Raw genomic sequence first — 16,176 nt, forward strand, 5'->3', positions numbered from 1 at the left:
TCGTAATCAAAGGGTGCGGGCCGGAAGGCCGGATTCGTGTTTATCAGCGCGGGCCGCGCGGCGTTTGTCCAGCCACGCATGCACCATCCCGTAGACCACGGGGACGAACAACAGCGTCGACACGGTGCCGAGCGCGAGGCCGCCGATCACGGCGCGGCCGAGCGGCGCGTTCTGTTCGCCGCCGTCGCCGAGGCCGAGCGCCATCGGCAGCATGCCGATCAGCATGGCGAGCGCGGTCATCAGCACGGGACGGAAGCGGCTGAACCCGGCTTCGAGCGCGGCCTGCAGCGGCGGCTTGCCGCCGTGGTGGAATTCACGCGCGGTGTTGATGACCAGAATGCTGTTGGCCGTGGCGATGCCGATACACAGAATGGTGCCGGTGAGCGCCGGCACGCTCAGGCTCGTGCCGGTGCTGAACAGCATCCACGCGATACCGGCGAGCGAGCCCGGCAAGCCGCTGATGATGATGAAAGGATCGAGCCACGACTGGAAGTTGACGACCATCAGCAGATAGACGAGCGCGATGGCGAATACGAGCCCGCTCGCGAGGCCGCTGAACGAATCGTGCATGGCCTGCACCTGGCCGCGCACGACGATCGACGCGCCCGGCGGCAGTTGCGGCCGGATCTGGTCGACGAGCCGCGTCACGTCCGTAGCCACGCCGCCGAGATCGCGGCCCTGTGCGGACGCGAAAATATCGAGCACCGGCTGCACGTTGTAGTGCGAGACGACCGCTTGCTGCGTGCCGCGGTTCAGCGTGCTCAGCGCGCCGAGCAGGTTCTGCGGCGCCGGGGCGCCTGGAATGGCCGGGCCCGACGTGCCCGCGGCATTGGCGCCGCCGCTCGGTGCGACCGGAATGTTGGCGAGCGACTGCAGCGAGTTGATGTCGTACTGCGGCATCATCGCCACGAGCGGATAGCTCACGCCGTTTTTCGGATCCAGCCAGAAGTTCGGCGAAGTCTGCGAGCTGCCCGACAAGGCGGTCAGGAGATTCTGCGACACGTCGCGCTGCAACAGGCCGGCCTGAATCGCCCGCGTGCGGTCGACGTTGACGTTGATCGCGGGAGCGTCGCCGGGCTGCTGGATCCGTGCGTCGACAAGGCCGCGCACGCCGCGCAGCTGCTCGAGCAGGCGGTTCGCCACGGCGCGGTTGGCGTCGAGCTTATTGCCGACAATCTGGATATCGATCGGCGCGGGCAAGCCGAAGTTGAGAATCTGGCTGACGATGTCGGCCGGCAGGAACGCAAACGTCACGCCGGGGAAATCCTTGGCGAGCGTAGTGCGCAGCGTCGCCACGTATTGCGCGGTAGGGCGGTGCTTCGGCGCGAGCGTGATCATCACTTCGGCGTCTTCCGGGCCGATCGGGTCGGATGAGTCGTAAGTCAGATTGATGCCGCTCACCGGCACGCCGATGTTGTCGAGCATGGCCGCCAGTTCCTGTTTCGGAATCACGTCGCGCACCCGCGCTTCAACTTCGTCGGTGATGCGCGCGGTGTCTTCGATACGCGTGCCGGTCGGCGCGCGCAGATGCAGGCGGATTTCGCCGGTATCGACGGCGGGGAAGAAATCGCGGCCCGCGAAGGGCACCAGCGCGAGCGAGCCGATGCACAGCAGCAGGAAGATCGCGACGAAGCGGCGCGGGCTCGCGATCGCCGCACCGAGCACACCACGATAACGGGCGCGCAGCAGTTCGAAACGATGTTCAAAGCCGGCCTGAAAGCGGACCAGACGCGCAATCGGCCCGTTGCCGGTCACCGGCGCGTTGCTGCGTGCGCGCATCAGGTACATCGCGAGCGTCGGCACCAGCGTGCGCGAAAAGAAGTACGACGCGATCATCGCGAACACCACCGCTTCGGCGAGCGGAACGAACAGATAACGCGCGACACCGGAGAGCAGGAACATCGGCACGAACACGATACAGATCGACAACGTGGAGACGAAGGTCGGCACCGCGATTTCACCCGAGCCGTTCAGGATCGCGTCGTGCAGCGGCTCGCCGTTCTCCAGATGGTGCGTGATGTTTTCAATGGCGACCGTGGCGTCGTCCACCAATATGCCCACGGCAAGCGCGAGGCCGCCGAGCGTCATGATGTTGATGGTCTGCCCGAGCGCGGACAACGCGATCAGCGAGGTCAGCACGGCGAGCGGAATCGACACCGCGATGATCAGCGTGGCGCGCCAGCTGCCGAGAAACAGCAGGATCATCAGCGCGGTGAGGGCGGCGGCGATCACCGCTTCGCGCGCCACGCCCGCAACCGCTGACTTCACGAACACCGATTGATCCGAGAGCGCCGTGATATGCAGCGCGCTCGGCAGACCGGCCGCGATATGCGGCAGCATCGCCTTGACCTGCTGGATGATGGTGAGCGTCGAGGTGCTGCCGGATTTTTCCACCGTGAGCAGCGCGGCGCGTTTGCCGTCGCTGCGCACGATGTTGGTCTGCGGCGCGTAGCCGTCGCGCACGTGGGCCACGTCGCGCACATACACCACGCCGCCGGCCGAGGTTTTGATCGGCAGATTGTTGAGCGCGGCCACGGTGTCGGTGCTGCCGTTCATCTGCACGTTGTATTCCTTCGTGCCGATCTTCGCGGTGCCGCCCGGCAGGATCAGGTTCTGTGCATTGACGGCGTTGACCACGTCGAGCGGCGCGAGGCCTTTGGCCTGCAACGCGGCCGGATCGATATCGACCATGATCTGCCGCACCTTGCCGCCGAACGGCAGCGGCACCGAGGCGCCTTGCACCGTCGCCAGCTGCGTGCGGATCTGGCTGTTGCCGAGGTCGTAGAGCTGCTGTTCGGAGAGCGTGTCGCTGGACAGGCCGAGCTGCAGGATCGGCACCGTCGAGGCGTTATACGTGATGATGTTCGGCGGCAGCGTGCCCGGCGGCAGCACGCGCAGGATCGACGCGGAGTTGGAGGCGGCCTCGGCGATCGCGCGATTGATATCGGCGCCCGGATGAAAAAAGATCTTCACCACCGAGACGCCGTTTAGCGATTGCGATTCGATGTGCTCGATATCGTCGACGTCGGAGGTCAGCGCGCGCTCGTAGTTGGACGTGATGCGATTGGCCATGTCCTGCGCGGAAAAGCCGTTATACGTCCAGACGATGCTGACCACCGGGATATCGATGTTCGGAAAGATATCGGTCGGCGTGCGCAAGATGGCGAGCGGACCGACGATAAAGATCAGCACGGAGAGGACCACGAAGGTATAGGGGCGGCGCAGCGCGAGCTTGACGATCCACATGACGATTTCCTGATGAGAGGCGGGTGGAGGCGGGCGTCGGTCCGGCGTGGCCGGAATGCGTGACGCGTGCTTCTTGAGTCAGGAGTGTGGCGGGGAGGCGCTTACGGGCTGCGGACGGCTAGATTACCGTTTTGTCATCTGAATGGCGGTGCGAACGGGCGGTGGAACGCGGGGAGTTGGACGAGGCGAGGGCTGGATAACAAAACCGTAATCTTCGGGTCAGTACCCGGACAGGTGAAATGACAAGAATGGGAAGCGTTGTTCAGCCCACTCATTTCTTGCACATTACCGGAGAGACATCATGAAACTGTTTACCGCCTTTGCCATTACCGCACTCAGTTTGACGTTCGGCGCGAATGCCTTCGCGCAAACCACCTCGTCGGGGCTCACGCACGCCGAAGTGATCCAGCAGTTGCAGCAGGCCCAGGCCGAAGGGCTGGTGCCGACGTCCAAGAGCGACTATCCGCCCTCGGATGCCGAGATCGCGCGTAACCGGGAGATTTATGCGATCCAGCATCACACGGACGGCGCCAGCGCGGTCAGCACAGCCGGCGTGCCGGTGGCGAATCCGGCTTCGGCTGCCAATTGATCCGCTCAGCGGACCTCAGCTGTGCGAGGATGCGGCGTCGACGGCCCAGTCCAGCGCCGCATCGAACAGGCTCGTCCCGGCCGGCGAGAGGTTGCCGAACGTGTCGTTGTTCAGGAAAAACATCACTCGGCGTGCCGGCGCCAGTGACTCATAGTCCATCGTCGCGCCTTTCTCGTACGCGAAAATCGCCGCTTTCTCCGGCTGACCGTAGAGAGTGGCGATGATTGCCGCGCCGAGGCCGGGCTTGCCCCAGCTCACCGCGGCCTGTTTGCCGTAGACGTTCGTCACGCCCGCCGGCAAGCCCGCCGCGATCGGGTGAGGCGCATTGACGAGCCACAGGTAGCGCTCCTTGTCCGCCTCGCCGAAATCGACGTCGTGCCGCTTGCCCGTCATCGCGAAGTCGTCGAGCAGATCGTTTTCCCAGGTCAGCAGTGGCTTGGCCAGATAGCGCCAGCCGCTCGCCACCTGTTTGGACGATACCGTCGACGAGATCATCACCAGATCCGCATCGCCTGCCGCTTCGGGCGGCGCGGCCTGATCGATCAGGCGCACGCTGTAACCGCGTGCGCCGAGGTGTGCGGCGATCTTCTGATCGACGGCGAGGTTTGGGCCATTCAGTTGAATGACCATCACAACGGCTTTGCCCGCACCGGGTCTTCCGCGCGACGCTGCCCGTGCGGCTGGTGGCGTGACGGTGAGCAAGACGCCGAGGCCCGCAGCGGCAACGGTAAGCAAGCGGCGGCGTTGGCGGGTGAACGCAAGGCCGGGCTCGGTGCGGCACTTCAGAAGCTTCATGGCATGTCCCATTCCAGGTTGATCGATCGAACGCGCAGTTGTTGCGCACGGTTCTCGTGGCTCAGAACTCGAGCGTGGAAAGCAGCGACACCTGGCGTGCGTCGCCGACCGAGACAAAATACTTGTTGACGCTCGACGGGTAGTAAGTTGTATTGAACAGATTCTTCACGTTGAGTTGGAACGATAGATGGCGGTTGCCGAGCTTCGTGTCGTAGGTGGCGAAGGCGTTCGCGACCGTATACGAAGGCAGCGTGAAGCTATTGGCCGAGTCGCCCGGCCGCGCGCCGACGTAATGTGCGCCCGCGCCCACGCGCAACTGGTCGCCGCCGAGGATCGCGCCGAAGTCATAGACCGCCGCGAGCGAAGCCGTCTGGTTCGGCGCATTCCAGAGCCGGTTGCCCGCATAGAGCGGATCTTCGGTGGTCTTCGCGTCGAGGTAGGCGTAGCTCGCGATCACGCTCCAGTGCTGGCCGATCTGTCCGGCCACATCGAGCTCCACGCCGCGCGATCGCGCGCGGCCGGCGGTGCGCCAGTCGGTCTGCTTGGTCGTGTCGTTGTACTGCTGCACCAGCACGTTTTTCTTGTCGATATTGAAGAGCGCCAGCGTGCCGGTCAGGCCGCCTGGCATCGCCATTTTCGCGCCTAACTCCCAGGAGGTAGCTTCCTCAGGCTGCACCGACGAGTCGATCACGACGCCCGACGAAAGCGGCGCGATGGTCGAGGTCGGCTTGAGCGACTGCGTGTAGCTGCCATACAGCGACACCGTGTCGGTCCACTTGTACACCACGCCCGCGCGCGGCAGCCACTTGTTGCCGTTGATATCCGTGTTGACGACGAACGGCCGGCCCTTGCCCGCGATCTGGTTGTAGCTCAGAAAGCGTGCGCCGCCGATCAGAATCCACTTGTCGGTGAGATGCAGGCTGTCCTGGACGAAGATCGACCGGTCGTGCAGCGTGTCGGTCTGATCGCTGTCGCTCGCCGACACCGTGGTCGCCGGGCTTTCCCGTCCGTAGATCGGATTGAAATAGTTGAAGGGGTATTTCGTGGCCTGGCGCAGCAGGTCGCGGCGATAGATGCGCCGGTATTCATCGTCGACGCCAACTTGGAGATCGTTGCGCAATCCGCCGATGTCGAAATGACCGTCCACATAGGCAATCGCATAGCTGTCCGTGCTCAGCGCACCGTGGGTCGCGTCGTTGCTGCGCGACACGGCGCCCGTGGTGCTGTTGATGCCCTGCACGCGCAGCTGGTTCGCGTCATAGGTTTCGCGGTTGTAGCTGTAGCCGGCATGCGCCTTCCAGTCTGCGTTGATCTGATGATCGACGCTGAGCTGTGCAAGATGCGATTCGCCGTCCATCTCGTTGAAGGGCTCGTCCAGACGTTCGCGGCTCGAGATCGCAAGCGGCTTGTTGGTCTTCGGATCGAGCGCGGTGCCACGATCGAACGGATACATGAAGTTGCGATATTCATACGACGCGACCACCTGCGTATCGCGCCCGTACCATGCGAGCGACGGCGCCACGAGCGTCTCGCGATGCTCGCCGAAGTTGCGCCAGTACTGGTCTTCGGCTTCGTCCACGATCAGCCGGTAGGCGAGGCCCGAACCGCCGATCGGGCCTGTCGTGTCGAGCGTCGCGCCCGCGCCGTTGCGGCCGTGGCCGTAGGTCGAACCGAGTACGGAGATCGCGTGATAGGGCGTGAGCAGGGGCTGCTTGCTCACCACGTTGACGACGCCGCCGGGGTCCATGATCCCGTACAGCAGCGAAGTTGGCCCCTTGAGCACCTCGACGCTGTCGGCCGCCGCGTTCAGGCCGCGTCCCTGCACGAGCGGCATGCCGTTGTGCATGATCGAGCCGTCGCGATTGCCGCCGAAGCCGCGCTTGAGCAGCGTGTCCTGCGTGCCCGCGAGCGTATTGCCTTGCACAATGCCGCTCACGTTCGCGAGCGCTTCGTCGAGATTGCGCGGACGCTGGTCGCGCAGCACTTGCGCGGGCACCACGTTGACGGCTTGTGCCGTATCGAGCACGGGCGTGTCCGAGCGCGTCACGTTGGCTTCGGCGGGCGGCCGGTAGCTGCCGGCTTTCACCAGTTGCGAGGTGACGGCCACGGCGGGGAGGGTGGTGCCCGGGTTGTCCGGGCTATCGTTCGCCGCTGAGGGGGCATGTTCGACGAGCGTAAAACCACCGTTGGGCTGTTGCACCGCGCCGAGTCCCGTGCCGCGCAGCAGGTGCTCGAGCGCTTGCGGTACGGCGTAATCGCCATGCAGGCCTTCGCTCGTGCGCCCCGCCGTCAGCGCGGCCGGGAACGACAGCAGCAGTCCGGTCTCACGGCCGAAGCGATTGAGCGCGCCTTCCAGCGGTCCGGCCGGAATGTCGTAGCTCCTGCGCTGCGGTGCTCCGTTCGCTGCCGGAGCATTGGCGGTGGGTTCGGCCGCGAGCGTCGCGTTGAACGGCAGCCCGGTCGAAAGCAGCGCAGCCGTTGCGAGTTGCCGTGCGAAGCGGGCCGGCGGCCGCATGCGTAACGCGCCACGACTGCCGCGCCTGCCTCGGCCGGCGCCGGTCTTTCGATACTGTCCCATGTTCAAAGCTCGCAGGAAGATAGACGATGTGTTGCTCTCATCTCCCTTGTCACGCGAGATTCGAAAACAGCTCACAGTTCTTTGAATTTTTTGCGCGGGTGACGCGAGAGCGGTGCCCGTGAGTCTCAAGCCGCGCGCACGGTGACCCAGTAGCGCGTGATGAATACGACCTCGACGGGCAAGGTGCGGGCAACGGTGTCGAGCACGCGGCCGGTATCCACGAGCGGGAAGGTGCCCGACAGGCGCAGACCGGCCACGGCCTCCTCGCAGCTCAGGTGCCCCGCGCGATAGCGCCCGAGTTCGCTGACGAAATCGCCGAGCCGCATGCCGCTCGCAACGATCAGGCCGTCGGTCCACGCCGCCTCGTTTTCGCTGATCGACTTCGGCGCGCCGACGACGGCGCGCGTGAAGCGGACGCGCTGCCCGGCACGCACGATCGGTGCGAGACCGGGTGCGTCGGCTGGTTCGATCCGGACCGCGCCTTCGAATACGTCGAGACGGCACAGCATGCTTTGCTGTCTGACCGCGAAGCGCGTGCCGAGCGGCTGCAGATTGCCTTGCGCGGTCTCGACGATGAATGGCCGCTGCTCGCCGCCCGCATGTCCGGTCGTGACCATGATTTCGCCGCTGACGAGACGCAAGCGCCGTTGGGTCGCGGTAAAGCGCACGTCGATTGCGGTGTCTGTGTTCAACGTGATGCGCGTGCCGTCCGCGAGAGTGAGCGTGCGGCGTTCGCCAAGCGCGGTGTGTACATCGGCATTCCATGCGCGCCACGGCACGTGTTCACTCGCCATCCATGCCGCGCCACCGGTGAGCAGAAGCGTCGCGAGGGCCTTGACGCTGGAACGGCGCCGAGCCGTGCCAGCGTGCGTGAGTGCAGCGCGTGCGGCGGCCGGGCCATGATGGTCGCCGGTGGCGTCGGCGAGACCGCGGAAACGGCCGCCGACATGGCAGATATGCTGCCAGGCGCGTTCGTGATCGGGATGCTCGGCGCGCCACTGCGCGAGCGCTATCTGTTGCGCGCGCATGTCCCGGCCGGATTGCAGCTCCATCCACCACTCGACGGCGCGCATGGCGATGTGCCGCGGAATGTCGGGGCGCACGCTAGCGTTCATGCGGCACGCGCGTCACGCCACGCTCAACGCGAAGAAACACTGCGCGCCGGCGCGCACCAGGTGGCGCTTTACCGTGGCAATGGAAATTTTCAGTTGCTCGGCGATGTCGGCGTGGCTCAAACCGTCCAGCTGGGCGAGCAGGAACGCACGCTTGACGGCCACCGGCAGGCGCTCCAGCAAGCTGTCGATCTCGCACAGTGCTTCGAGCAGCAGCGCGCGCTCCTCCGGTGACGGTGCGAACTGTTCCGGCACGTGGGCCAATGCCTCCCGATACGCGCGTTCGATCTGCTCGCGGCGCCAGTGATTGGCCATCACACGTTGCGCGACCGTGGTCAGGAAGGCCCGCGGTTCGTGCAAGACGAGCGGCTCGTCACGGGCAAGCAGGCGCAGAAACGTGTCGTGCGCGAGGTCGGCGGCGCGATGCGTGCAGCCGATCTTCTTGCGCAGCCAGGCGTGAAGCCAGCCGTGATGATCGCTGTAGAGCGCCTGCATCTCGTGATGCAGAGTCGAAGGGTTTGCCGACATGGCTTGCCGTGTGCGCCAGACCGGTTGATGTGGCGTCTTTGTAAATGAGAATGATTCGCATCATATCACGGCAATTTGTAAGGTGGGAGTGGGGTTTTGTCAGGTTGTGCGTCTTGTGCGGCGCCCGGTGGGGGAGCCGCACAGACCTAAGGTGTTGGGATGACGCCGCTCAGGCAACGTCATCCGACTCCAACTCGAAACCTTCATCGATCCAGCCGGTTATCCCGCCTGCCATGATCTTCACCGGAAATCCCAGCCGCGCCAGTTGCGCAGCGGCACGCGCGGCACCGTTGCAATGCGGGCCGGCGCAGTACGTAACGAAAAACGTGTCGCTTGGGTAAGCGCCCATGCGGGACGCGACAATCTTCCCTCGCGGAAGATTGATTGCACCGGGAACGTGTCCCCTGGCAAACATGGCAGGACTCCGAACGTCCAGCAGGATGAATCCGGGTTCGGGACTGCGCATGGCGTCATGCGTATCCCAGCAATCGGTTTCGAACATGAGTTCCGACTCGAAGTGCTGAATGGCAAGCTCCGACGGTGCGGCTGGAACGAGGGTTACCGCGTTGGACATGGTGTATCTCCTGGGTGGCTGACGGTCACTATTGTTTCAACAGGGCCCGGCGTGCACAATTGGCGAAATCGCCGTTTAACGATCAAATCATGCCAAAGCGAGTCAAGCAGTCCGCAGCCTTCAATCCGCTCGTGGCCGCGTTGGTTTACGACGGCCTGTGCGTATTTGAATTTTCCTGTGCGGCGGAAGTGTTCGGCTTGCCCCGGCCGGAGTTCGAGCCGCACTGGTACCGCTTCGAAAGCTGTTCAGTCGACCGAAAGAAGGTGAAGAGCCAGTATGGCCTGACCATCGAGAGCGACGGCGCCGCGGATCGGCTGGTCACGGCGGGCACGATCATCATCCCGGGATGGCGAAGTCCCGACGATCCCGTTCCGACGCGGGTCATCGAGTCGCTGCGCGAAGCACACAGCCGCGGCGCACGTCTGCTATCCATCTGCTCAGGCGCATTCGTGCTGGCGGCAACCGGTCTGCTAGACGGCAAGCGCGCGACGACCCATTGGCGATACGCCGAAGCCTTGCGACGCCGTTACCCGCTGATTCAAGTGGACCCGGACGTGCTTTATGTCGACGAAGGCCAGATCCTGACATCGGCGGGGAGTGCGGCCGGCCTGGATCTTTGTCTGCATCTCGTTCGACGCGATTTCGGGCCCGCGCGCGCCAATCAGGTGGCGCGCAGGCTGGTCATATCTCCTCACCGTGACGGCGGACAGGCGCAGTTTGTGGAAACGCCGGTCAACAGGCGTGATGCCGGATCGCTGTCACCGTTGCTGGATTCAATGCGGGCCCGGATCGATCAGCCGATGCGGATCGTCGATCTCGCCCGGTTGGCCGCGATGAGCGAGCGGACGTTCCTGCGCCGCTTTCAGGCAACGACTGGCCTGACGCCGGCGGAATGGATAACTCGCACGCGCCTGGATGTCGCCCGTGAACTCCTGGAGAGTTCAAAACTTTCGATCGAGCAGATCGCGACGCGCGCGGGCCTCGGAACAGCGACCACCATGCGTCATCACTTTCGCAGGAAAGTCGGTGTCAGCCCGGCGGAGTACCGCCGGCAGTTTGTCCAGACCGACGCATGAAAGACCGAAAAGGCGCGACGCCGACGGCAAGCGCCGGGTGGTAGGATCATCCATGCAGGGCATTTGACCGGCACTACCCGACACCAGGAGTGCACCCATGTGCGGCCGTTACGCTCGAGCCCGGTACGGGATCGACTACCTGATTCCCCTTGCAAGCGACCGCGACAATCGCTGGCCGCTCCTGAACGACGCGCCGCCCGCTGATACCCCAAGCTGGAATGCCGCGCCGGGTAGCCGGCAGCCCGTTATCTATCCCGACGGCATCGTCAGACTGGTGCATTGGGGCTATCGACCCGCATGGGCCGTCGCAAAGGGCATTCCGCAGATGGTCAATGCCAAGCTCGAAAAAGCGGGGAGTTCGGCATGGGCGGCGATGTGGAAAAACGGGCGCATCCTCGTGCCGGCCGACTACTGGTATGAATGGAAGACCGAGAGCAACGGCAAGCAGCCCTATGCCATTCAAGCGAAAAGCGGCGAACCGCTGTATGTCGCCGGTCTGACAAATGTTCTCCCGGACAGGGAGCCACGGGAATTCGACGGTTTCGTGATCGTGACAGCGGAGGCGGGCGCCGGTCTGGTGGACGTCCACGACCGGCGGCCAGTCGTGTTCTCGGCAGATGTCGCTCGCGAGTACCTGAATCCTGAAACGTCTGCGGAACGTGCGGTTCAACTTGCGGAAACAAAGGCGCAGCCGCCTGAGGCGTTCATCTGGTTTCCTGTGTCACGCAAGGTTAACCGGCCCGGTCCGGATGGGCCGGACCTCGTCGAGCCGATACAGGAATAGGCATACAAGACCAAACCAGAGGAGGCGGGCGTTCACCGCACCCTCAGACCAGATCCAGCCGCCCTCCCATCTCGACGACACGGTTGGGCGGCAAGCCCAGGTGCGCCGTTGCATCCAGCTCATTCTTGCGCAGCCGGCTGAACAGGCTCAACAGCATGTGCCGTAACGGGCGCTGCTTCGTCTGTACCGCAAGCGACTCGCGCCCCAGATAGAACGTGGTCATCATCGCCTCATAGGCCGGACATCCCGCGCACTGCAGGGCCTGCGCGAGCAGTTGCGGCACGTCGAGCATTTCGAGGTAGCCGTAACGGCCTTCGATCCGTACAAAGCCCTGTTCCAGCCGCTTCACCGTGAAGCGTTCGGCGGGCTCAACGCGTGGGATTTCCTCGGTCAGCAAGGTGAGAAGCACGACCTGTTCGTGAAGTATCTGATTGTGCTTGAGGTGATGCAGCAAGGTGACGGGGACCGAGTTACCCGCGGCCATCAGAAACACGCCCGTGCCGCTCACTCGATGGGGCGGGGCAGCGGCGATGCTCGCAATGAATGCGTCCAGCGGCAGCCCCGAATCCCGGCGTGCCTCTTGCAACGCCCTCAGCCCTATAAGCCAGGACGTCGACACGAGGAACGTGACTGCGCCGATGCTGAGCGGAAGCCAGCCGCCATCCGCGAATTTCATGGCGTTCGCCGCGACAAACGCCAGATCCACCACCATGAACACGCCGGCGACCAGTGCGATGCGCCACACCGGCCACTGCAGCCGGACGCGCGCATAGGCGGCAAACAGCATGGTGGTGATCGCCATGGTTGTCGACACGGCAATGCCGAACGCGGCCGCCAGGCTATCCGAGGTACGGAACCCCAACACGACGGCAATGGTGCCGATCATCAGCACCCAGTTGAGGCCCGGCAGATAGATCTGCCCGGCGGTGCTGGACGAGGTGTGCCTGATCGTCACACGAGGCGACAGGCCGAGTTGCGCGGCCTGCCGCGTCAGGGAGAACACCGCCGAGATCAGCGCTTGAGCCGCCACAATGGTGGCAAGCGTGGCCAGCACCACCATCGGATACAGCAGCGACGGAGGCACGGTCGTATAGAACGGACGGGCTGCGGCGCTCGGATCGCGCAGCAGCAATGCGCCTTGCCCCAGGTAGCTGACGGTGAGCGCCGGCAACGCGAGGCAATACCAGGCGAGGCGGATCGGCCGCGCGCCGAAGTGCCCCATGTCGGCGTATAGAGCCTCGCCACCCGTGAGGCACAGCACCACCGCGCCCAAAGCAACAAAGCCCTTGAACCCGTTATGAGCGAAGAATGTAATGCCGTTAAGCGGGTTGAAAGCGGCTAGGATGGCAGGCGTCTTCGCCAACGATATGAGTCCCAGCGCGAAGATGACCACGAACCAGATGGCAAGGATCGGACCGAATGCCACGCCGACGCGGCCGGAGCCCAACGGCTGGACCGCGAACAGCATGACCAGGATGACCACCGTAATCGGCACCGTGTAATGCGCGAACGTGGGGGTAGCCACTTCAACGCCTTCGATCGCGCTCAGCACCGAGATCGCGGGAGTAATGACGCCATCGCCGTACAGCATGGCGGTACCGAACATCGCCATGAATACCCACGGCAGGGCGCCACGCCGGGTCACGCGCCCGCTGCGCTCTCCGACAAGCAACGCCAGCAAGGCCAGCAGTCCGCCTTCGCCGTGATTGTCGGCCTGCATCAGCACCAGCACGTACTTGATGCTCACCATCAGGATCAGCGACCACAGGAACAGCGAGACGATGCCGATCACGTTGGCATGCGTCGGCGTCACCCCAAGCGCGCCACCGAATGAGGCCTGTAGCGCGTAGAGAGGACTGGTGCCCAGATCGCCGAATACAATGCCGAGCGCGGAAAGCGCCAACGCCATCGTTCCACGAGTTCCGCTCGAAGACTGCGGAGTCTGCAGCGCACGCACGTTGTTCATGGAATGTAGGATGGGTAGAAATGGCGGTTGGAGTCTGATGCGGCGTTGAAATACGCTGGCCCAGCTTCGATCGATCCAGGCAGGTTCAGTAGATTGTGCATCAATTGCAGACGGCGATGAGCTGATTCGATTGTCGATGGAACGGGTCGTCGACGATCAAGCTAGTGTTATGACGTGACATTTGTATTTAGCGGAAACACGACATCTGAACTTTGGACTAACACCTAAAATGTTGATAATTTATATTATGTCAAGTAATATTTACCCGACATAGCTCCAATGCCTTCACCCGTTGGTTCGTACAAATGCGTTCCTGGATTTGGCATAAATTTGTGTACGACTCAAGCAAACTTGACCACTTCAGACAGCCGCTTTTCCTCAAAGCGGCCGCCTGGAATAGTTGGCCATGCGTTAGGCCCAATTCAATGCGTCGGAAACGTGGGAACTGAACCAACAGCATCCACGTCCGTAGAGATGCTAACGGCTTGCCACCGATCTGCATCGGCTGCTCTCGCTTGCTCCGCCTGACGTGCAAAATGAAAAGCATCGCTTCCGAGCAGAATGTGTGGCGGCACCGTCTCAGTGTCGGCAATCTTGAGAACAACCTGTGCGACTTTGACGGGGTCCCCTGACTCATTGCCCCAATAGCCTTCCAACTGTTTCACGCTTGCGCCGACTGAGGGCTCGTAGTCCGGCAACAAGACCGGTCGATCTGCGTTCGCACGCTTTCCCCAATTGGTACGCATTCCGCCTGGCTCAAGTGCGGTAACCTTGACGCCGAACGGTGCAGTCTCCTGCGCCAGACCTTCGGTGAAGCCACCGACGGCCCACTTCGACGCGAAATAGGCGGCGTTGCCCGGGAACGCCGTACGGCCACCCAACGAAGAAATCTGGATGATGTGTCCGCTACGCTGCCGCCGCATGATCGGAAGCGCCGCGCGAGAGAGATTCACAACACCGAAAAAGCACGTCTCAACCAGTTGGCGAAACTCGTTCGAGGGAACCTGCTCGAACGGGCGTGTATCCCCGTACCCTGCATTATTCACGAGCACGTCAAGTCGCCCGAACCCATCGATCGCCGATTCGACGGCCGCCTGCCCCTGGGACTCGTCCGTGACGTCGAGCTCGACCACCCGGACATTCTCGCCGTATTGCGCTATCAGGTCGTCCAACTGGCGGACGTTACGGGCGGTCGCGACGACTTGGTTTCCGGCGGCCAGCACCGTCTCGGCAATGATTCGACCCAGACCACTTCCGCTTCCTGTAATTAGCCAAACTTTAGACATCCTACATTTCCTCTTCGGTAAATACTCGATCGATCAACTTGACCATTCAGGGTTTCGCGGTATGCCATACCCCTTTGACGCCATCCCCACCCGCCTGGCCAGGCTGCGTGTCTTTAGAAAAACGGTACAACGGGTGCCCCTTATAGGCCCACTGTTTCTGGCCATCGACTGCGGTCACGAAACTCCAGTCACCGCTCGCCCTTTCATCAGCATGGGCCATCGCGGCCGGCCAAATGGTCGCGCACTCGTCCTTACATGCGCTCTTACCTGGTTCGGTATCCTTATCGAATGTGTAGAGTGTCATACCATTTTCGTCGGCCATCACGCTATTCGACACGTGGGGAGCCTCCGCATATGAAGCAAGGGGAACAGCACAAGCAACGAAGCAAAGCAAAGTCTTGATCATGATATCCGTCCATATAGTTGCGACAATGTCACCCGGGCACGTGACTTTTGATTACCCGAACCGACGTACTTTCCTGCGTCTCCAGGAATTCCAACGGGCTTACCTCATGCGCGCCAGACATCACGTCCACGCCGAGCGATCCAGTCGCATCGCGACACGCAAGCAAACCGGGTGCGTAGATCAAGGTGGCGTCGATTGCGGACCCTGCCCTCAGCATCAAGCTTTTCTCACCAGGAATCCCATTGACCGGTGTGAGCATCCGCGCGGCCATGCCGTGCGGTTAGTGGGTCCGTACTGTATTCATAGGGGTGAACATCTTGTTCAGGCAGATATTCCAATGTCTGTACTTTTTCGAGAATGAGTCAGTTCATTCACCTTACGCACGCTCACCTGTCTGGCCGGGCTCATGGTTGCGTGTCGAGAATTCGTAGCAAAACCGTTCATAGAGAACTGCACAAAGCAGGAAGAACACCATGTGAGCGCATGCGAAATACAACATGCCTCCCACGCTTAGAACCCGATATCCTGCGACGCCCTGATGGATCGCCGGCAGGACAATACAAGCATTTACCAACCAAATTAGCACCCCGTAGGTCACGCCTTTTTTCCACGCGCTACCACGAAGACGCGCAAACAAGATGGCGTAGACAATACCCATGACAATCCCGACCGCAACATGAAAAGCCTGCTGGAAACCATATGTCTGGTAAACGGGGCTAACGGAGACGTATCTGCGCGCTTCCCGGAGAAGCAGAGAAAGAAGCCCGCCTCGAGCAGTGACGAGATGAAAAAAATCCGCAACTGAAAGCAAGGCTGTGTTCACGGCAATTGCGATAGCTGACGCGGCGAACGCGCACCCAAGCCGGGCGACGATACCGGAGTCGGCGGAACGGCCGCCTGCAAAAAGTTTATACATCGGATTTCTCGGGAATCGAGTCGACTGAACGCGAACACGCAGTTGCGCTGTCTATTCCATCCTTGTGGATTTCTCTGTGATTTTCCCCGTGTGTCGAAGGCCTCACGCGACGCAACGCCTCTTTCCCTCAGGGATAGCTCACCGCCATCGAGTCGTCCTTGGCCGGTTGCCCGTCGCAATGATCTGCCGAGTGATTCCGAGTCTCATCCTGGTCCGGAGTAGAAAATTGGAATAAACATCGTCGACCGCTGTTTGCCCAATGTCTGGATCGTGCATAGGGTCCATGAGCGGCACGAGTGACAGTCAGGAGGTCTGAACTG

Annotated in this window: 13 protein-coding genes and 1 pseudogene; 3 read left to right on the plus strand and 11 right to left on the minus strand. The window is 62.6% G+C overall.

The features are described 5' to 3' along the window. Positions 1–6: 6 nt before the first annotated feature. Positions 7–3,246 (minus strand): efflux RND transporter permease subunit, encoded by a 3,240-nt coding sequence (locus A6V37_RS03820; RefSeq protein WP_064285787.1) that lies wholly within the window; start codon positions 3,244–3,246, stop codon positions 7–9. 301 nt (positions 3,247–3,547) lie between these two features. Here A6V37_RS03820 and A6V37_RS03825 point away from each other — a divergent pair, with 301 nt between their 5' ends. Further along, complete coding sequence (locus A6V37_RS03825; protein WP_064264876.1) at positions 3,548–3,835, plus strand: DUF4148 domain-containing protein; 288 nt, start codon at positions 3,548–3,550, stop codon at positions 3,833–3,835. Between the two features lie 15 nt (positions 3,836–3,850). On the opposite strand, the gene A6V37_RS03830 is transcribed toward A6V37_RS03825, so the two are convergent. The 5 genes from A6V37_RS03830 to A6V37_RS03850 form a co-directional block, all read right to left on the minus strand. Continuing rightward, positions 3,851–4,630, minus strand: a complete 780-nt coding sequence (locus tag A6V37_RS03830; RefSeq protein WP_064285788.1) for a hypothetical protein — start codon at positions 4,628–4,630, stop codon at positions 3,851–3,853. Positions 4,631–4,691: 61 nt separating this feature from the next. After that, positions 4,692–7,145, minus strand: a complete 2,454-nt coding sequence (locus A6V37_RS03835; protein ID WP_064285789.1) for a TonB-dependent siderophore receptor — start codon at positions 7,143–7,145, stop codon at positions 4,692–4,694. Positions 7,146–7,333: 188 nt separating this feature from the next. Further along, entirely contained in the window at positions 7,334–8,323 is a 990-nt protein-coding gene (locus tag A6V37_RS03840; protein WP_064264879.1) for a FecR domain-containing protein, read from the minus strand. Positions 8,324–8,335: 12 nt separating this feature from the next. After that, the gene (locus A6V37_RS03845) at positions 8,336–8,848 is read right to left on the minus strand and encodes a sigma-70 family RNA polymerase sigma factor (protein WP_064264880.1); all 513 of its coding nucleotides are present in this window, start codon (positions 8,846–8,848) and stop codon (positions 8,336–8,338) included. A gap of 169 nt (positions 8,849–9,017) precedes the next feature. Then, positions 9,018–9,422, minus strand: a complete 405-nt coding sequence (locus A6V37_RS03850; RefSeq protein WP_064264881.1) for a rhodanese-like domain-containing protein — start codon at positions 9,420–9,422, stop codon at positions 9,018–9,020. Between the two features lie 89 nt (positions 9,423–9,511). On the opposite strand from A6V37_RS03850, the gene ftrA reads away from it, so the two are divergent. Both ftrA and A6V37_RS03860 read left to right on the plus strand, forming a co-directional pair. Further along, on the plus strand, positions 9,512–10,498 hold the full coding sequence (gene ftrA, locus A6V37_RS03855; RefSeq protein WP_064265036.1) for a transcriptional regulator FtrA: 987 nt from the start codon (positions 9,512–9,514) through the stop codon (positions 10,496–10,498). A 97-nt stretch (positions 10,499–10,595) separates the two neighbouring features. Beyond that, positions 10,596–11,282 carry an SOS response-associated peptidase gene (locus A6V37_RS03860; protein WP_064264882.1) on the plus strand — a complete coding sequence of 229 codons (687 nt, stop codon included), beginning with the start codon at positions 10,596–10,598 and terminating at the stop codon, positions 11,280–11,282. 43 nt (positions 11,283–11,325) lie between these two features. Here the strand turns inward: A6V37_RS03860 and A6V37_RS03865 are convergent, their stop codons facing one another. The 5 genes and pseudogenes from A6V37_RS03865 to A6V37_RS03885 form a co-directional block, all read right to left on the minus strand. Further along, positions 11,326–13,191, minus strand: coding sequence for a potassium transporter Kup (locus A6V37_RS03865; protein WP_064264883.1), 1,866 nt, complete (start codon positions 13,189–13,191; stop codon positions 11,326–11,328). Positions 13,192–13,670: 479 nt separating this feature from the next. Further along, the gene (locus A6V37_RS03870; protein WP_064264884.1) at positions 13,671–14,534 is read right to left on the minus strand and encodes an SDR family NAD(P)-dependent oxidoreductase; all 864 of its coding nucleotides are present in this window, start codon (positions 14,532–14,534) and stop codon (positions 13,671–13,673) included. 46 nt (positions 14,535–14,580) lie between these two features. Next, the gene (locus A6V37_RS03875) at positions 14,581–14,940 is read right to left on the minus strand and encodes a COG4315 family predicted lipoprotein (RefSeq protein WP_064264885.1); all 360 of its coding nucleotides are present in this window, start codon (positions 14,938–14,940) and stop codon (positions 14,581–14,583) included. A gap of 169 nt (positions 14,941–15,109) precedes the next feature. Beyond that, positions 15,110–15,217 (minus strand): annotated as a pseudogene (locus A6V37_RS43095) (IS5/IS1182 family transposase); the annotation flags it as partial. 99 nt (positions 15,218–15,316) lie between these two features. Then, positions 15,317–15,856 (minus strand): hypothetical protein, encoded by a 540-nt coding sequence (locus A6V37_RS03885; RefSeq protein ID WP_064264887.1) that lies wholly within the window; start codon positions 15,854–15,856, stop codon positions 15,317–15,319. Positions 15,857–16,176: the final 320 nt, after the last annotated feature.

The organism is Paraburkholderia ginsengiterrae (genome assembly GCF_001645125.1).
Taxonomy (GTDB): Bacteria; Pseudomonadota; Gammaproteobacteria; order Burkholderiales; family Burkholderiaceae; genus Paraburkholderia; species Paraburkholderia ginsengiterrae.

What these genes read in the sequence shown, in the direction of transcription:
- A6V37_RS03820 (WP_064285787.1), bottom strand. Translation starts at nt 3,246, where the DNA reads ATGTGGATCGTCAAGCTCGCGCTGCGCCGCCCCTATACCTTCGTGGTC.
- A6V37_RS03825 (WP_064264876.1), top strand. Translation starts at nt 3,548, where the DNA reads ATGAAACTGTTTACCGCCTTTGCCATTACCGCACTCAGTTTGACGTTC.
- A6V37_RS03830 (WP_064285788.1), bottom strand. Translation starts at nt 4,630, where the DNA reads ATGAAGCTTCTGAAGTGCCGCACCGAGCCCGGCCTTGCGTTCACCCGC.
- A6V37_RS03835 (WP_064285789.1), bottom strand. Translation starts at nt 7,145, where the DNA reads ATGCGGCCGCCGGCCCGCTTCGCACGGCAACTCGCAACGGCTGCGCTG.
- A6V37_RS03840 (WP_064264879.1), bottom strand. Translation starts at nt 8,323, where the DNA reads ATGAACGCTAGCGTGCGCCCCGACATTCCGCGGCACATCGCCATGCGC.
- A6V37_RS03845 (WP_064264880.1), bottom strand. Translation starts at nt 8,848, where the DNA reads ATGTCGGCAAACCCTTCGACTCTGCATCACGAGATGCAGGCGCTCTAC.
- A6V37_RS03850 (WP_064264881.1), bottom strand. Translation starts at nt 9,422, where the DNA reads ATGTCCAACGCGGTAACCCTCGTTCCAGCCGCACCGTCGGAGCTTGCC.
- ftrA (WP_064265036.1), top strand. Translation starts at nt 9,512, where the DNA reads ATGCCAAAGCGAGTCAAGCAGTCCGCAGCCTTCAATCCGCTCGTGGCC.
- A6V37_RS03860 (WP_064264882.1), top strand. Translation starts at nt 10,596, where the DNA reads ATGTGCGGCCGTTACGCTCGAGCCCGGTACGGGATCGACTACCTGATT.
- A6V37_RS03865 (WP_064264883.1), bottom strand. Translation starts at nt 13,191, where the DNA reads ATGGCGTTGGCGCTTTCCGCGCTCGGCATTGTATTCGGCGATCTGGGC.
- A6V37_RS03870 (WP_064264884.1), bottom strand. Translation starts at nt 14,534, where the DNA reads ATGTCTAAAGTTTGGCTAATTACAGGAAGCGGAAGTGGTCTGGGTCGA.
- A6V37_RS03875 (WP_064264885.1), bottom strand. Translation starts at nt 14,940, where the DNA reads ATGATCAAGACTTTGCTTTGCTTCGTTGCTTGTGCTGTTCCCCTTGCT.
- A6V37_RS03885 (WP_064264887.1), bottom strand. Translation starts at nt 15,856, where the DNA reads ATGTATAAACTTTTTGCAGGCGGCCGTTCCGCCGACTCCGGTATCGTC.